Genomic DNA, 12,911 nt, shown 5'->3' on the forward strand with positions numbered 1-12,911 from the left:
TCGCGGAGAGGCTCTCGATGTCCATCGAAACCAATGTCGGTATTCCCCACCAGGGCGGGGAACCACCGGCCGCGGCCGGCGTGCACCGGAACCCGGCGGCCACCCGGCAGAGCCTCGGCACCGAGGCTGCCCGGCAGTTGGCGACCACCACCAAGTCCGCCCCGCAGATGCAGGAGATCAGCGACCGCTGGCTGCTCAAGGTGCTGCCCTGGGTCGAGGTCTCCGGCGGCACCTACCGGGTGAACCGGCGGCTGAGCCACGCCCTCGGCCAGGGCCGGGTGGCCTTCGACCAGACCGGCTCCGAGGTCCGCGTGGTGGCACCGACGCTCCGCGAGATCCCGCTGCTCCGGGACTTCCCCGACGACCACCTGCTGACCGAGCTGGCGGGCCGGTTCACCGCCCGGACGGTGGCTCCCGGCGAGCTGCTGGCGGAAGCCGGGCAGCCGGTGGACGAGGTCTTCCTGATCGCTCACGGCAGGCTCGACCGGCTGGGCGTCGGCAAGTACGGCGAGACCACGGAGCTCGGCGTGGTGGCCGACGGTGACCAGCTGGGGGACGAGGCCCTGCGGCAGTCCGACCCGCTCTGGCCGTACACGGTCCGCGCCGCCACGCCGGGCACCGTACTGGTGCTGCCCCGGACGGCCTTCCAGGAGCTGGCCGAGCGGTCCCCCGCACTGCGCGAGCAGATCGAGCGGTACGCGGCGGCCGGTCGGCAGGCCGTCAACAAGTACGGCGAGGCGGAGATCGACCTGTCCGCCGGCCACCGGGGTGAGGTCGGGCTGCCGGGGACGTTCGTGGACTACGAACTCCGTCCGCGCGAGTACGAACTGAGCCTGGCGCAGACCGTGCTGCGGGTGCACAGCCGGGTCGCCGACCTCTACAACGAGCCGATGAACCAGACCGAGCACCAGCTCCGGCTGACCGTCGAGGCGCTGCGCGAGCGCCAGGAGTACGAGCTGGTCAACAACCCGGAGTTCGGCCTGCTGGCGACCGCCGCGTACGAGCAGCGGATCTCCACCCACTCCGGGCCGCCGACCCCGGACGACATGGACGACCTGCTCAGCCGGCGCAAGAGCACCCGGTTCTACCTGGCTCACCCGCGGGCGATCGCGGCCATCGGCCGGGAGGCCAGCAAGCGCGGCCTGTACCCGCAGACGGTCGAGCTGGACGGCACGCGGGTCACCGCCTGGCGCGGGGTGCCGATCCTGCCCTGCGACAAGATCCCGATCAGCGAGCGGCAGACCACCTCGATCCTCGCGATGCGCACCGGGGAGGACAACCAGGGGGTGATCGGCCTGCGGCAGACCGGCCTGGCGGACGAGTACGAGCCCGGGCTGTCGGTGCGGTTCATGGGGATCGACGAGAAGGCGATCATCTCCTACCTGGTGAGCACCTACTACTCCGCCGCGGTGCTGGTGCCGAACGCGGTCGGTGTGCTGGAGAACGTCGACATCGCGCACCGGGGCTAGGTCCTCTCCGGCCGGTCCTGTCGGATCAGCGCGCGGCGTCGGGCGCGTGGCCGACCAGACCGGCCGAACAGGGCTGGTCACCGACGCTGCGGGCGGTCCGCGCGCGGCTACATCTTCTGGGGGAGGACGTACATGGGGATCTTCGCGATCGAGCGGGACAGCCGCGAGGGGGTCGAGGCCATCGAGGTGCTGGCCCGCTCCCGGGCGGTGGTGGATCCGGTGCTGCGGGCGGCCGTCGAGTCGCTGCCGACCTCGATGCGGCGGGTCGCCGGGTACCACTTCGGCTGGTGGGAGGCGGACGGCACGGCCTCGACCGCCGGGTCCGGCAAGGCGATCCGGCCGGCCCTGGTGCTGGCCGCCGCGCAGGCGGTCGGGCCCGCGGGTCCGGCTGCCGCCGTCCGGGCCGCGGCCGCCGTCGAGCTGGTGCACAACTTCACGCTGCTGCACGACGACGTGATCGACCGGGACGACACCCGACGTCACCGGCCCACCGCCTGGCGGGTGTTCGGCGCCACCGAGGCGATCCTGGCGGGTGACGCGATGCACTCGCTGGCCCTGCGGGTGCTCGCCGAGGACGAGCACCCGGCCGCCGCGCAGGCGGTCCGGCGGCTGGCCGACTGCGTGGTCGAGCTCTGCGAGGGCCAGCAGGCGGACTGCGCCTTCGAGCAGCGGGACGACGTCTCGCTCGCCGAGTGCCTGGCGATGGCCGAGGCCAAGACCGGCGCCCTGCTGGGCAGCGCCTGCGCGATCGGTGCGCTGTACGGCGGCGCCGGGGAGCAGGCGGCGGCCGCCCTGGACGCGTTCGGCCGGGAGATCGGGCTGGCGTTCCAGCTGATCGACGACCTGATCGGCATCTGGGGCGACCCGGCGGTCACCGGGAAGCCGGTCGGCGCCGACCTGGCCGCCAGGAAGAAGTCCCTGCCGGTGGTCTTCGCCCTCACCTCGGGCCGTCCCGGTAGCGTCCGGCTGGCCGAACTCTATGCGCTGGAGCACCCGTTGACCGCCACCGAACTGCACGAGGCGGCCGCAGCGGTGGACCAGGCCGGCGGCCGGGCCTGGGCCCAGAGCGAGTCCTGCGAGCGGATGGCGGCCGCGATCGCCCACCTGGCCGACGCCGTCCCCGACCCGTCGGCGGCCGACGACTTGCTGGCGCTGGCGGAGCTGGTCACCCGACGGGCGTACTGAGTTCTCACCGTTCCCGCCTGGTGGCACCACCGGAACTCCACTCCGGTGGTGCCACCTTCGGTTTCAGCCCAGCTCGGCGAGCAGCCGCTGCTCCTTCGCGCGGTCGATACCGAGCGGGGTGGTGCCCTGCCGGTACGGAGTGGCAGCGGGGCCGCGCTGCTGGATCCAGGCCCAGGTGTCGGCGACCGTGTCGGCCAGCGGACGGGTGCGCAGTCCGGCCGCCGCGGCCTTGCCGGAGTCGGCGGACCAGATCCCCGACCACTCGGGCACCGAGGTGCTCCAGAGCGGCAGCTCGGTCCACGGCGAAACCTCTGCCTTGGTGAGCAACTCGTCCGGTGCCCAGACCAGTTCGGCCCCGCTGCCGGTGACGGCCACGCAGGCCTCGAGCATCTCGCGCATGGTGCTGGTCCCGGGCAGCGCGGTGGTGACGTACCGTCCGGCGTCGCCGCGCTCCAGCAGGTCGAGCCCGAAGGCGGCGAAGTCCCGGGCGTCGATCAGCTGGAGCTCGCGCTCCGGGTCGCCGCCCGCGAGCACCCTGCCTCCCTCGGCGATCCGCTCCAGCCACCAGGGCAGCCGACCCACGTTCTCGTACGGGCCGATCAGCAGACCGCAGTTGAGGATCAGTGACCGCTCGGGCCCGAACGCCTCCAGCACCGCGCGCTCGCAGCCGGCCTTGAGGTGGTTGCCGGGCGGCTGGTCGGCCGGGGTGTCGGCGGGGCAGGGCTGGGTGGCGGAGTTCTCGTCGACCGGCAGGGCGGGCCAGTCGGTGAAGGCGTGCACCGAGGAGACGAAGGTGTAGTGGTCGGTGTGGTCGCGCAGCGTCCGGGTGGCCAGGGCGACCGAGTACGGCTGCTGCCCGGCGCTGTCCACCACGGCGTCCCAGCGGCGGCCCTCGACCAGCCGGACCAGGTCCTCGGGGGAGTTGCGGTCGCCCCGGACGGCTTCGACGCCGGGCTGGTCGGGGCCGGAGAGGCCGCGGTTGAAGGTGGTGACCCGATGGCCACGCCGGAGGGCTTCGGACACGTAGGCGCGGCCGAGGAAGGAGGAGCCGCCGATCACGAGGAGGTTCATGCCCTCAGGCTGCGCCCGTCCAGCGGCTGCCGGAAGGCCGGTTCGCCCTGAGCAAAGCCGGTTCGCCGAGAGCTGACCGCCCGTCCGGCGAAGCGCTGCAGGTTCGCTGACTGACCGTCAGGTGGCTACCGGGAGGGGTGCTGCGGTGGCCGGGCCGCCGCCGTCGGCCTGCGTGGGGGCCGACGTGGCTCTCCCCGGCGCCGGGCGCCGGGCCGTCCGCCCGGTACGCCGGGTGTGCGGTACCTCATCGGGTGCTCACCGGCCGGGCGGTCCGCGACGGGCCGGCCATGGGGACGCGGTCGACGTGCGCCGGGCCGGTCACGGGGACGCGGTCGACCTGCGCCGGGCCGGTCACGGGGACGCCGTCGTGCTCGGCCCGCTCGGGGTCGGAAACGGGGAGTGGGCGGGCGGGTCGGCCGGTGTGGGCGTGGGGCTGGTGCTCGGGGGTGTGCTCGAAGCTGAGCTCGGGGTCGGGGATCCGGGGGTCGGCTGTGAGGTCGGCGTCCGCGTCGGTGACGGGGTGCCGGGATCGGTCGGTGCGGGGGAGGAGGGTGCGGGATCGGCCGGCATGCCCCGGTCGGACGGACCGCCCTCCAGGGTGACCACGGCCTGGGACGGCGGTAGGGCGATCCGGGCCCGCCACTGGTGGTCCGGCGCCCGGGACTGGTCAACCGTCACGGTGACGGTGATCCGCTGGGCCGGAGCCAGCGTGCCGGAGTCGCGGCTCAGCCGGAGCCAGTCGACGTCCGGCTCGGCGTGCCAGTGGATCGTGGTGCCACCTGAGTTGACCAGGGTGATCACCGTGCGCTCGCCGAACTCCTGCGCCTCGACCGTCAGCTGTCCGGGACCGGCCGCCTGACCCGAAGGTCCAGCGGGGCTCTCCGGTCGGGGAGTGGCGTTGGCGAGTCGACCGGCACCGTGTCCTGGGACCGGGACGGCCGGGCCAAGGACGGACGGCAGCAACGTTTCTGCGCCTGTGGTGACCGAGCCCGCCAGCTCAAGGCCGTGCTCCGACCGCACCGGCGTCCCCGGAACCTCCGGGGCCGACGGCCGCACGGGCGTCTCCACCCGCACCGAGGAGACCGTCGCCGTCGCCGCGCCCTCGCCGCCCTGGTGCGCGGCCCAGAGCGCCACCACCGGAGCCGTCAGCACCGCCGCCAGCACACCGGTGCTCACCATCCGCTGACGCACCGCCAGACCGGCCAGCCGACTGGGCGCCCGGTGCCGGGGGAAGCCCCGCTGATCGAACCGGAGCGCACCCTCCTCGGGGCCGGCCGGCCGCCGGGACACCATCCGCGCCCGCAGCTCCGCCGGCGCGGGCAGTAACGGCAGCCCCGGCAGCGCCGCCAGGCCCGTACCCAGCTCGCCGGAGACCCGCTCCGCCGTACCCCGGCAGGTCGGACAGTCCACCACGTGCCGCACCAGCTCCCGGCGGAGCGCCGGGCCGAGCACCCACCCCCGCCAGCTCTCCGCCCCGGCCCCGCCCAGCTCGGCCAGCACCGGACAGCTACCCACGCCGAGCACCAGCAGCGCGACCCTGGTCCGCCACACCTCCGCCTCGGCGGCGGCCAGCAACTCGTCGCCCGCCGCCCTGGACAGCCCCAGCACGGCCGCCACCTCGTCCGGGCCGAGCCGATGGCGCACCGCCAGCTCCAGCGCCTCCCGCTGCTCCGGTGGCGTCCCCGCCGCCTCCGGCCAGGCCAGCGACGCCAGCTCCTGCCGGTGCTCCGGGCCAGGGGCCACCTGGCCCTCGGCGAGTCGTCGCAGACAGCAGTGCCGCGCCAGCGAGTACAGCCAGGCGCGGCGCAGCGCCGGGTCGGCCAGCCGTTCGCCGTGCCGCAGCGCGAGATCGCGGACCTCGCGGACCGCCGCAACGGTGGCGTCGTGCTCGCACAGGACGGAGAGACAGTACGTGAACAGCCCGTCGGCGTACTGGTCGTAGGCCGCCGCCGTGGACGTGGGGGAAGTCGTCACCCGTCCGACGCTAGGGACGCCGTGGGGGCCCGGGGCCGATTCGGGCTCCTTGTACTTCTTTCGGGTAACAACACCACGCGATGGAGAACCTTTTCTGCAGGGGCTCAGCCACGGGCCGACGACCGCGAGGAGACCTGGCGCGGCTGCCTGATCACCCGGGGAAGGTTCGCTTCCTCTCAGGTCGGCGCGGTACCCCGAGGCCCGTGCAGAGCAACGGCGGAAAGTCGTTGTCGGTGCCAGCCGCTACGGTGTGCCCCATGGCTGCCCGCACCAAGACCACCGCCAAACCGCGTCCGGCGTACCGCTGCACCGAGTGCGGCAACCAACTGCCCAAGTGGGTCGGCCGCTGCCCCGAGTGCAACGCGTGGGGCACGGTGGAGGAGTACGGCGCCGTCCCGATCCGGACGACCGCCGCAGGTCCGGTGAGCACCCCCGCGAAGCCGATCGGGCAGATCGACGGGAAGGTCGCCACCGCCCGTACCACCGGCGTGCCAGAGCTCGACCGGGTGCTCGGCGGCGGTCTGGTCCCCGGCGCGGTGGTGCTGCTGGCGGGCGAGCCCGGTGTCGGCAAGTCGACCCTGCTGCTGGACGTGGCGGCCAAGGCGGCCAGCGACCAGCACCGCACGCTCTACGTGACCGGCGAGGAGTCGGCCAGCCAGGTCCGGCTGCGCGCCGACCGGATCAACGCCCTCTCCGACCACCTCTACCTGGCCGCGGAGTCCGACCTCGGTGCGGTGCTCGGCCACATCGACGCCGTCAACCCGGGCCTGCTGATCCTGGACTCGGTGCAGACCATCGCCTCCGCCGAGCTGGACGGCGCCCCCGGCGGTCCGGCCCAGGTCCGCGAGGTGGCGGGTGCGCTGATCCGGGCGTCCAAGGACCGGGGGATGGCGACGCTGCTGGTCGGCCACGTCACCAAGGACGGTTCGATCGCCGGTCCCCGGCTGCTGGAGCACCTGGTCGACGTGGTGCTGAGCTTCGAGGGCGACCGGCACGCCCGGCTGCGGATCATCCGCGGCATCAAGAACCGCTACGGCGCCACCGACGAGGTCGGCTGCTTCGAGCTGCACGACGAGGGCATCGTCGGTCTGGCCGACCCGTCAGGACTGTTCCTGACCCGCCGTGACAAGCCGGTCCCGGGGACGTGTCTGACGGTCACCCTGGAGGGCCGTCGGCCGCTGGTGGCCGAGGTGCAGGCGCTGATGGTGGACTCGCAGATCCCGTCCCCGCGCCGGACCACCTCCGGGCTGGAGTCGCCGCGGATCGCGATGATCCTGGCGGTGGTGGAGCGGCACGGCGGCGTGAAGCTCGGCAAGCAGGACATCTACACCGCGACGGTCGGCGGCGTGAAGCTCACCGAGCCGTCCGCCGACCTGGCGATCGCGCTCGCGGTGGCCAGCTCCTCCTCCGACACCCCGCTGCCGAACGGCCTGGTGGCGATCGGCGAGGTCGGCCTGGCGGGCGAGGTCCGCCGGGTGACGGGTGTTCAGCGGAGGCTCGCCGAGGCGCACCGGCTGGGCTTCACGCACGCCCTGGTGCCGCCGGATCCGGGCAAGGTCCCGCGCGGCATGAAGGTGGTCGAGGTGGCCGACATCGGCGAGGCGCTGCGGGCCATCCCGGGCCGCCGCAAGGCCGCCGCGAAGCCCCGTAGCGAGGCCGCCGCAGCCCCGCCGCCCCCCCGTCCCGCACCGGTCGTGGCGGCCGTCGCGGCCTACCCGGAGGAGCTCATGGAGGGGTGGGAGCCGGTCGACTCGGACGAACTCAACTGACCCACACCTCCTTATTGCCGAACGCCGTTAGACTTTCCCCTGTTTAATCGGCATGAAGTGCAGTAATGAGAGACAGACCGTCGGGCACCACGCCACACGGTCCGGGTCGACCGGAGGAGTCACGTGGCAGCCAACGACCGGGCGGACAGGTCCTCCCGCGAGGAGGCCCTGCTGCGGGCCTCCCTCACTGCCATCGCGCCGGGTACGGGTCTGCGCGACGGTCTGGAGCGGGTGCTCCGGGCCAACACCGGCGGACTGATCGTGCTCGGCTTCGACAAGACGGTGGACTCGATCTCCACCGGCGGCTTCGTGCTGGACGTCGAGTTCACCGCCACCCGGCTGCGCGAACTGTGCAAGCTGGACGGTGCGGTGGTCCTGGACAAGGACATCACCAAGATCCTCCGGGCCGGGGTGCACCTGATGCCCGACTCGACCATCCCCACCGACGAGACCGGCACCCGGCACCGCACCGCCGAGCGGGTCAACCGGCAGACCGGCTTCCCGGTAGTCGCCGTCTCGCACTCGATGCGGCTGATCGCGATGTACGTGAACGGGACCCGCCGGGTGCTGGAGGACTCCACCACCGTGCTGTCGCGGGCCAACCAGGCACTGGCCACGCTGGAGCGCTACAAGCTCCGCCTGGACGAGGTGGCCGGCACCCTCTCCGCACTGGAGATCGAGGACCTGGTCACCGTCCGGGACGTCACCGCGGTCGCCCAGCGGCTGGAGATGGTCCGCCTGATCGCGGCTGAGATCGCCGGCTACGTGCTCGAACTCGGCACCGACGGCCGCCTGCTCTCGCTCCAGCTGGACGAGCTGATCGCCGGCGTCGAGCCCGAACGCGAACTGGTCGCCCGGGACTACTTCCCCGAGCGGGCCGCCAAGCGCGGCAAGACCGTACCCGACGTGCTCGCCGACCTGGAGGCGCTCACCCACGCCGAACTGCTCGACCTGCAGACGGTCGCCAAGGCTTTCGGCTACCCAGGCACCCCGGAGTCGCTGGACTCGGCGGTCTCGCCACGTGGCTACCGCCTGCTGGCCAAGGTGCCCCGGCTCCCCAACACGGTCATCGAGCGGCTGGTCGAGCACTTCGGCGGTCTGCAGAAGCTGCTGGCCGCCAGCATCGACGACCTGCAGACGGTCGAGGGCGTCGGCGAGACCCGGGCCCGCTCGGTCCGCGAGGGTCTCTCCCGCCTCGCAGAATCGTCCATCCTGGAGCGCTACGTCTGACCTGGGTGCGGCGTGGGCTGCCCCTCGGCGCAGGTGGTCAGGCCTCGGTGGGGTCGGTCGGCCGCGCCGCGTAGAGCAGGCTCAGCAGCGTGACGTCCACGGCGTCCGGGTCGGTGCTGTCACCCTCGGCTGCCAACTCGTCGAGGATGCCGCCGAGCTGGTTGCGCAGCCGGACCACCCGCTCGGGGCGCAGGCGCAGGGTGAAGTGGCTGAACATCGCGGGCGAGGCGGGCTTGCCGGGCGCGGTGCTCGGCAGGTCGAGCCGGTCCGCCAGGTACTGGTTCCGGAAGTCGCTGCGGACCAGGTCGAGCGCGGCGAGCAGCGGGCCGATCGCCTCCTGGCGGTCGATGCTGCCGTCGGCGAAGACGTCGCCGGAGAGGCGTAGTGACTTCTGGGCCGGCCGGTAGCGGCTCTCGGTGATGCCGGACACCACGCGGGTGCCGGCCACCATGATCAACGCGGTCTGCTCCAGCTGCTTGATGTGCCGGTAGAGCTTGGTCGGCGGCTCGTCGAGCGCGGTGGCGATCTCCTTGACCGTCAGCGGCTCCGGATCCCGCTGCATCAGCATGCCGATGATCGCCAGCCGCATGGGGTCGGCCAGAGCCTTCAGCGTGGCCAGGTCGCCTACTTCACGCTCGATCAGTTGCTCGTCCACCGGTTCATTAACCCATGAACGTCAACGCTTGCGCAAACAATCACCCTTCTGCAACCATTCACGCAATCGTGAATGGTTGCAGAAGGGTGACCGTCCACGCTCGGGTGAACAGGGGACGGATATGACCACCCATCAGGTGCGGGACGGCGCCAAAGGGCAGGCGACCGGAGAGTCCGAGGCCGGCCGGCCCGCGAAGCCGCCGGGCACGAGGGCGCAGACCCCCGACCGCCCCGCCGTGGTCCCGCTGCGCCGCAACTGGCGCTACCAGGCGATGTGGAGCGGCGCCGCCGCCTCGATGCTCGGCACGATGGTCACCGACACCGCCTACCCGCTCCTCCTGCTGGTGATGACCGGTTCCCCGCTGCTGGCCGGAGCCTTCGGCGCGGTCCAGTTCACGGCCTCGCTGCTGTTCGGCCTGCACGGCGGCGCCCTCGCTGACCGCCGCGACCGCCGCCGGATCCTGATCGTCGCCGACGCCGTCCGGGTGTTGGCCACCCTCTCCGTCCCGGCCGCGCTCTGGCTGGACCGCTTCACCGTCCCGCACGCCCTGCTGGTCGCCGCAGTGATCGGTGCCACCATTGCCTACGCGGGCCCGGTCCGGACTCTGGCGGTCCGTTCGCTGGTGCCACCGGCGCAGCTCCGGCAGGCGCTCACCCAGGACGAGGTGCGGGTGAACGGCGCGGCACTGCTCGGTCCGCCACTGGCCGGGCTGTTGCTCGGCCTGGGCCGGGCCGTTCCCTTCCTGGCCACCGCCCTCGCCTCGCTCTACTCCCTCGCCACCGCCTGCCTGGTCCGGTTCGACGGCCGCCCGCCGACTGACGGTCACCCCGCTCCGGCCGCCCATCCGGCGGGTGCGGAGGACGGCGCGGGAGAGAGCGCCCGTCAGGAGAGCGGCGGCGCGCTGGCGGGCCTGCGCCGGCTCTGGAGTGACCCGGTGATGCGGGCGGTCGTCGGCGTGGTCGGCGTGATCAACCTGACCGGTGCTGCGACGCTGCTGCCGCTGATGGTCCTGCTCCGGGACGGCGGCACCTCCACCACCGGCACCGGCCTGGTCCTGGCGGGTGAGGCGGTCGGCGGACTGCTCGGCGCGCTGCTGGTCCGTCCGCTGCACCGGTACTTGCGCCCCGGGCGGCTGCTGCTGGTGGTCGCCTGGGTGGTGGTCCCGCTGCTGTCGGCTCCCGTCCTGGTGAGCGGTCCGGTCGCGCTGTTCCTGATGCTGCTGGTGGTGTCGCTCGGAGTGCCCGCGCTGCGGGTGATGGTGGACCTGCTGATCTTCCAGCAGGTCCCGGACGCCCTGCGCGGTCGGGTGATCGCCGCGACCATGACGCTGTTCATGCTCGGCGTACCGCTGGGCAGCTTCGCCAGCGGCCTGCTGCTCGACCACCTCCGGCCGGTGGCCGTCCTCCAGCTGATGGCCGTCCTGCTCACCGTCGCCCTGGTGGCTGCCACCCTCAGCCGACCGCTGCGGCAGGCACTCTGGCCCGCCGAGGCCGAGGTCGCAGCCGCAGTCGAAGCCACCACCCCGTAGCGCCGGAGCGGACGCCCACCGGCCGCCCGGCGAACGGGCGGCGGTCTCAGTCCTCCAGGCGGACCGAGGTGCGGGCCGAGACCGGGCCGCCCGCCGGGCCGTTGAGGGTGGCTTGGACGAGGTAGCGGCCAATCGGCGCCGGGGTGGGGTCCGGGGTGGCGCACTGCGGCTTGCTGCGACCGCGGTCCCAGGTGAAGGTCTCGGTCAGGCCGGCGCCCGCCGCCAGCTGCACCCAGGTGTCCTGACGGTCCGTCGGGCAGTCGCCGGAGGACCAGATCCGCTCGTTGGTCTCGGCCAGCGTGACGGCCACGGTGGACGCCGTCCGGCCGAGGTTGACCCGGCAGGTGCCGGTCGAGGTGTTCCGCACGGTGAGCGAGAGCCGCGGCTTGTCCTTGGCCTTGTAGGCGTCCTGGCTGCCCGCCAGCTCCAGCGAGACCTGGGAGGCGGTGCAGACCGGGAGGGCCATCACCTCGGCGGTGTTCACCGGAGGGGCGGAGCTGGTGCCCCCACCGATGGTGCCGCCGGCCGTGGTGCCGCCGGCCGCTGCGCCCGAACCACCCGCCGTGCCCGAAGCGCCGGTGCCGGTGCCGCCGGTGTTCAGGCTGACGTCGCCGCCGCCCGAGCCAGAGACTCCGCCCGAACCGGAGCCGGTCGCGGACGATCCGGTGCCCCCGCTGCCGCCGGGGCGCGTGGTGATGGCCGGTCCGGTGGGGTCGGCACCCGGGGTGATCGACTGGGCCGGGGCGGGCAGGGCTGCCTTGCCCTGCCCGGATTTCCCGTCGCCGCCGGGGCCCGTGACCAGCCAGAGGACCAGCGCGAGGAGGGCTGCCACGGCCACGAGCACGACGACGCGCCGTCGCCAGTAGATCGAGGCCGGCAGCGGTCCCACGGGTTGACGCAGAGAAGGCACGCGCAAACTCTACGAGACCCGGCGTACCCGATGGTGCATCAACACCGCTGCTGCGCCGGTTCCTTCACATCATCCGTGTTTTGCGCCGGACGGGGGAGCGCGCCGGACGGGAGCGCGGACCGCCCCGGAGGCCGCAGAGCCCTGCCCCGGCACCACCGCCAGGGGCGGAGCAGTACGGCCCGCATGGCAGGATGGACGGGCCATGGCTGCCACTCCCGCGACCCCCGCCCCGCTGCTGCACTCGACCGTGCTCGACTGGTACGAGGCCAACGCCCGCGACCTTCCCTGGCGCACCCCGGAGGCTTCGCCCTGGGCCGTGATGGTCAGTGAGTTCATGCTCCAGCAGACCCCGGTGAAGCGGGTGCTGCCCGCGTACGCCGCCTGGCTGGAGCGCTGGCCAACCCCGGCCGACCTGGCTGCGGACGCACCGGGCGAGGCGGTCCGGATGTGGGGCCGACTCGGCTACCCGCGCCGGGCGCTGCGGCTGCACGCGGCCGCCGTCGCGATCACCCGGGAGCACGGCGGACAGGTGCCCGACGACCACGCCGCGCTGCTCGCGCTGCCGGGTGTCGGCGAGTACACCGCCGCCGCCGTGGCCTCGTTCGCCTTCCGGCAGCGCCACGTGGTGCTCGACACCAACGTCCGCCGGGTGTTCGCCCGCGCGGTCGAGGGGGTGGAGTACCCGGCCCAGGGCACCACGGCCGCCGAACGCCGGACCGCGACCGGCCTGCTGCCCGCCGACACCGGGACCGCAGCCGCCTGGGCGGTCGGCGTGATGGAGCTCGGCGCACTGGTCTGCACCGCACGCAGCCCCGACTGCGGCAGCTGCCCGCTGCGCCGGCACTGCGCCTGGCAGGCGGCGGGCTGCCCGCCCTACCAGGGGCCGCCCCGCCGGGGGCAGACGTACGAGGGGACGGACCGTCAGGCCAGGGGCAAGCTGCTCGCCGTCCTGCGGGAGGCGCACGGCGAGGTGCCGCAGGCGCGGCTGGACGCGGTCTGGCCGGACCAGGTGCAGCGCGCCAGGGCGCTCGACGGGCTGGTCGCGGACGGGCTGGTCGAGCCGGTCGCCCAGGGCGTGTACCGGCTCCCGCACTGACCTGACGTCGGCAGCGCGGGCCGC

10 protein-coding genes are annotated in these 12,911 nt (G+C 73.5%); 6 read left to right on the forward strand and 4 right to left on the reverse strand.

What is annotated here, in order from left to right; translation table 11 throughout:
- The first annotated feature begins 17 nt into the window (after positions 1-17).
- Together ACKUU6_RS18370 and ACKUU6_RS18375 are read left to right on the forward strand one after the other, a co-directional pair.
- Entirely contained in the window at positions 18-1,469 is a 1,452-nt protein-coding gene (locus ACKUU6_RS18370) for a family 2B encapsulin nanocompartment shell protein (RefSeq protein ID WP_407989663.1), read from the forward strand.
- Between the two features lie 132 nt (positions 1,470-1,601).
- The gene (locus ACKUU6_RS18375; RefSeq protein WP_407989664.1) at positions 1,602-2,654 is read left to right on the forward strand and encodes a family 2 encapsulin nanocompartment cargo protein polyprenyl transferase; all 1,053 of its coding nucleotides are present in this window, start codon (positions 1,602-1,604) and stop codon (positions 2,652-2,654) included.
- 63 nt (positions 2,655-2,717) lie between these two features.
- Here the strand turns inward: ACKUU6_RS18375 and ACKUU6_RS18380 are convergent, their stop codons facing one another.
- Positions 2,718-3,725, reverse strand: coding sequence for an NAD-dependent epimerase/dehydratase family protein (locus ACKUU6_RS18380; protein WP_407989665.1), 1,008 nt, complete (start codon positions 3,723-3,725; stop codon positions 2,718-2,720).
- A 351-nt stretch (positions 3,726-4,076) separates the two neighbouring features.
- Entirely contained in the window at positions 4,077-5,699 is a 1,623-nt protein-coding gene (locus ACKUU6_RS18385; protein ID WP_407989666.1) for a BACON domain-containing protein, read from the reverse strand.
- Between the two features lie 257 nt (positions 5,700-5,956).
- Here ACKUU6_RS18385 and radA point away from each other — a divergent pair, with 257 nt between their 5' ends.
- Positions 5,957-7,468, forward strand: coding sequence for a DNA repair protein RadA (gene radA, locus ACKUU6_RS18390; protein ID WP_407989667.1), 1,512 nt, complete (start codon positions 5,957-5,959; stop codon positions 7,466-7,468).
- A 171-nt stretch (positions 7,469-7,639) separates the two neighbouring features.
- Positions 7,640-8,698: a DNA integrity scanning diadenylate cyclase DisA gene (disA, locus tag ACKUU6_RS18395; protein ID WP_403041003.1), complete on the forward strand. Its 1,059-nt coding sequence runs from the start codon at positions 7,640-7,642 to the stop codon at positions 8,696-8,698.
- A gap of 37 nt (positions 8,699-8,735) precedes the next feature.
- On the opposite strand, the gene ACKUU6_RS18400 is transcribed toward disA, so the two are convergent.
- Positions 8,736-9,353: a helix-turn-helix domain-containing protein gene (locus tag ACKUU6_RS18400; RefSeq protein WP_407989668.1), complete on the reverse strand. Its 618-nt coding sequence runs from the start codon at positions 9,351-9,353 to the stop codon at positions 8,736-8,738.
- Positions 9,354-9,474: 121 nt separating this feature from the next.
- Between ACKUU6_RS18400 and ACKUU6_RS18405 the strand changes: the two genes are divergently transcribed.
- Entirely contained in the window at positions 9,475-10,881 is a 1,407-nt protein-coding gene (locus ACKUU6_RS18405) for an MFS transporter (RefSeq protein ID WP_407989669.1), read from the forward strand.
- Between the two features lie 46 nt (positions 10,882-10,927).
- Here ACKUU6_RS18405 and ACKUU6_RS18410 read toward each other — a convergent pair whose 3' ends face one another.
- Positions 10,928-11,791, reverse strand: coding sequence for a hypothetical protein (locus ACKUU6_RS18410; RefSeq protein ID WP_407989670.1), 864 nt, complete (start codon positions 11,789-11,791; stop codon positions 10,928-10,930).
- A 202-nt stretch (positions 11,792-11,993) separates the two neighbouring features.
- Between ACKUU6_RS18410 and ACKUU6_RS18415 the strand changes: the two genes are divergently transcribed.
- Positions 11,994-12,887, forward strand: a complete 894-nt coding sequence (locus tag ACKUU6_RS18415; RefSeq protein ID WP_407989671.1) for an A/G-specific adenine glycosylase — start codon at positions 11,994-11,996, stop codon at positions 12,885-12,887.
- The last annotated feature ends 24 nt before the right edge of the window (positions 12,888-12,911 follow it).

The sequence above is a fragment of the Kitasatospora sp. CMC57 genome, assembly GCF_045866025.2.
In the GTDB taxonomy this organism is placed as follows: domain Bacteria; phylum Actinomycetota; class Actinomycetes; order Streptomycetales; family Streptomycetaceae; genus Kitasatospora.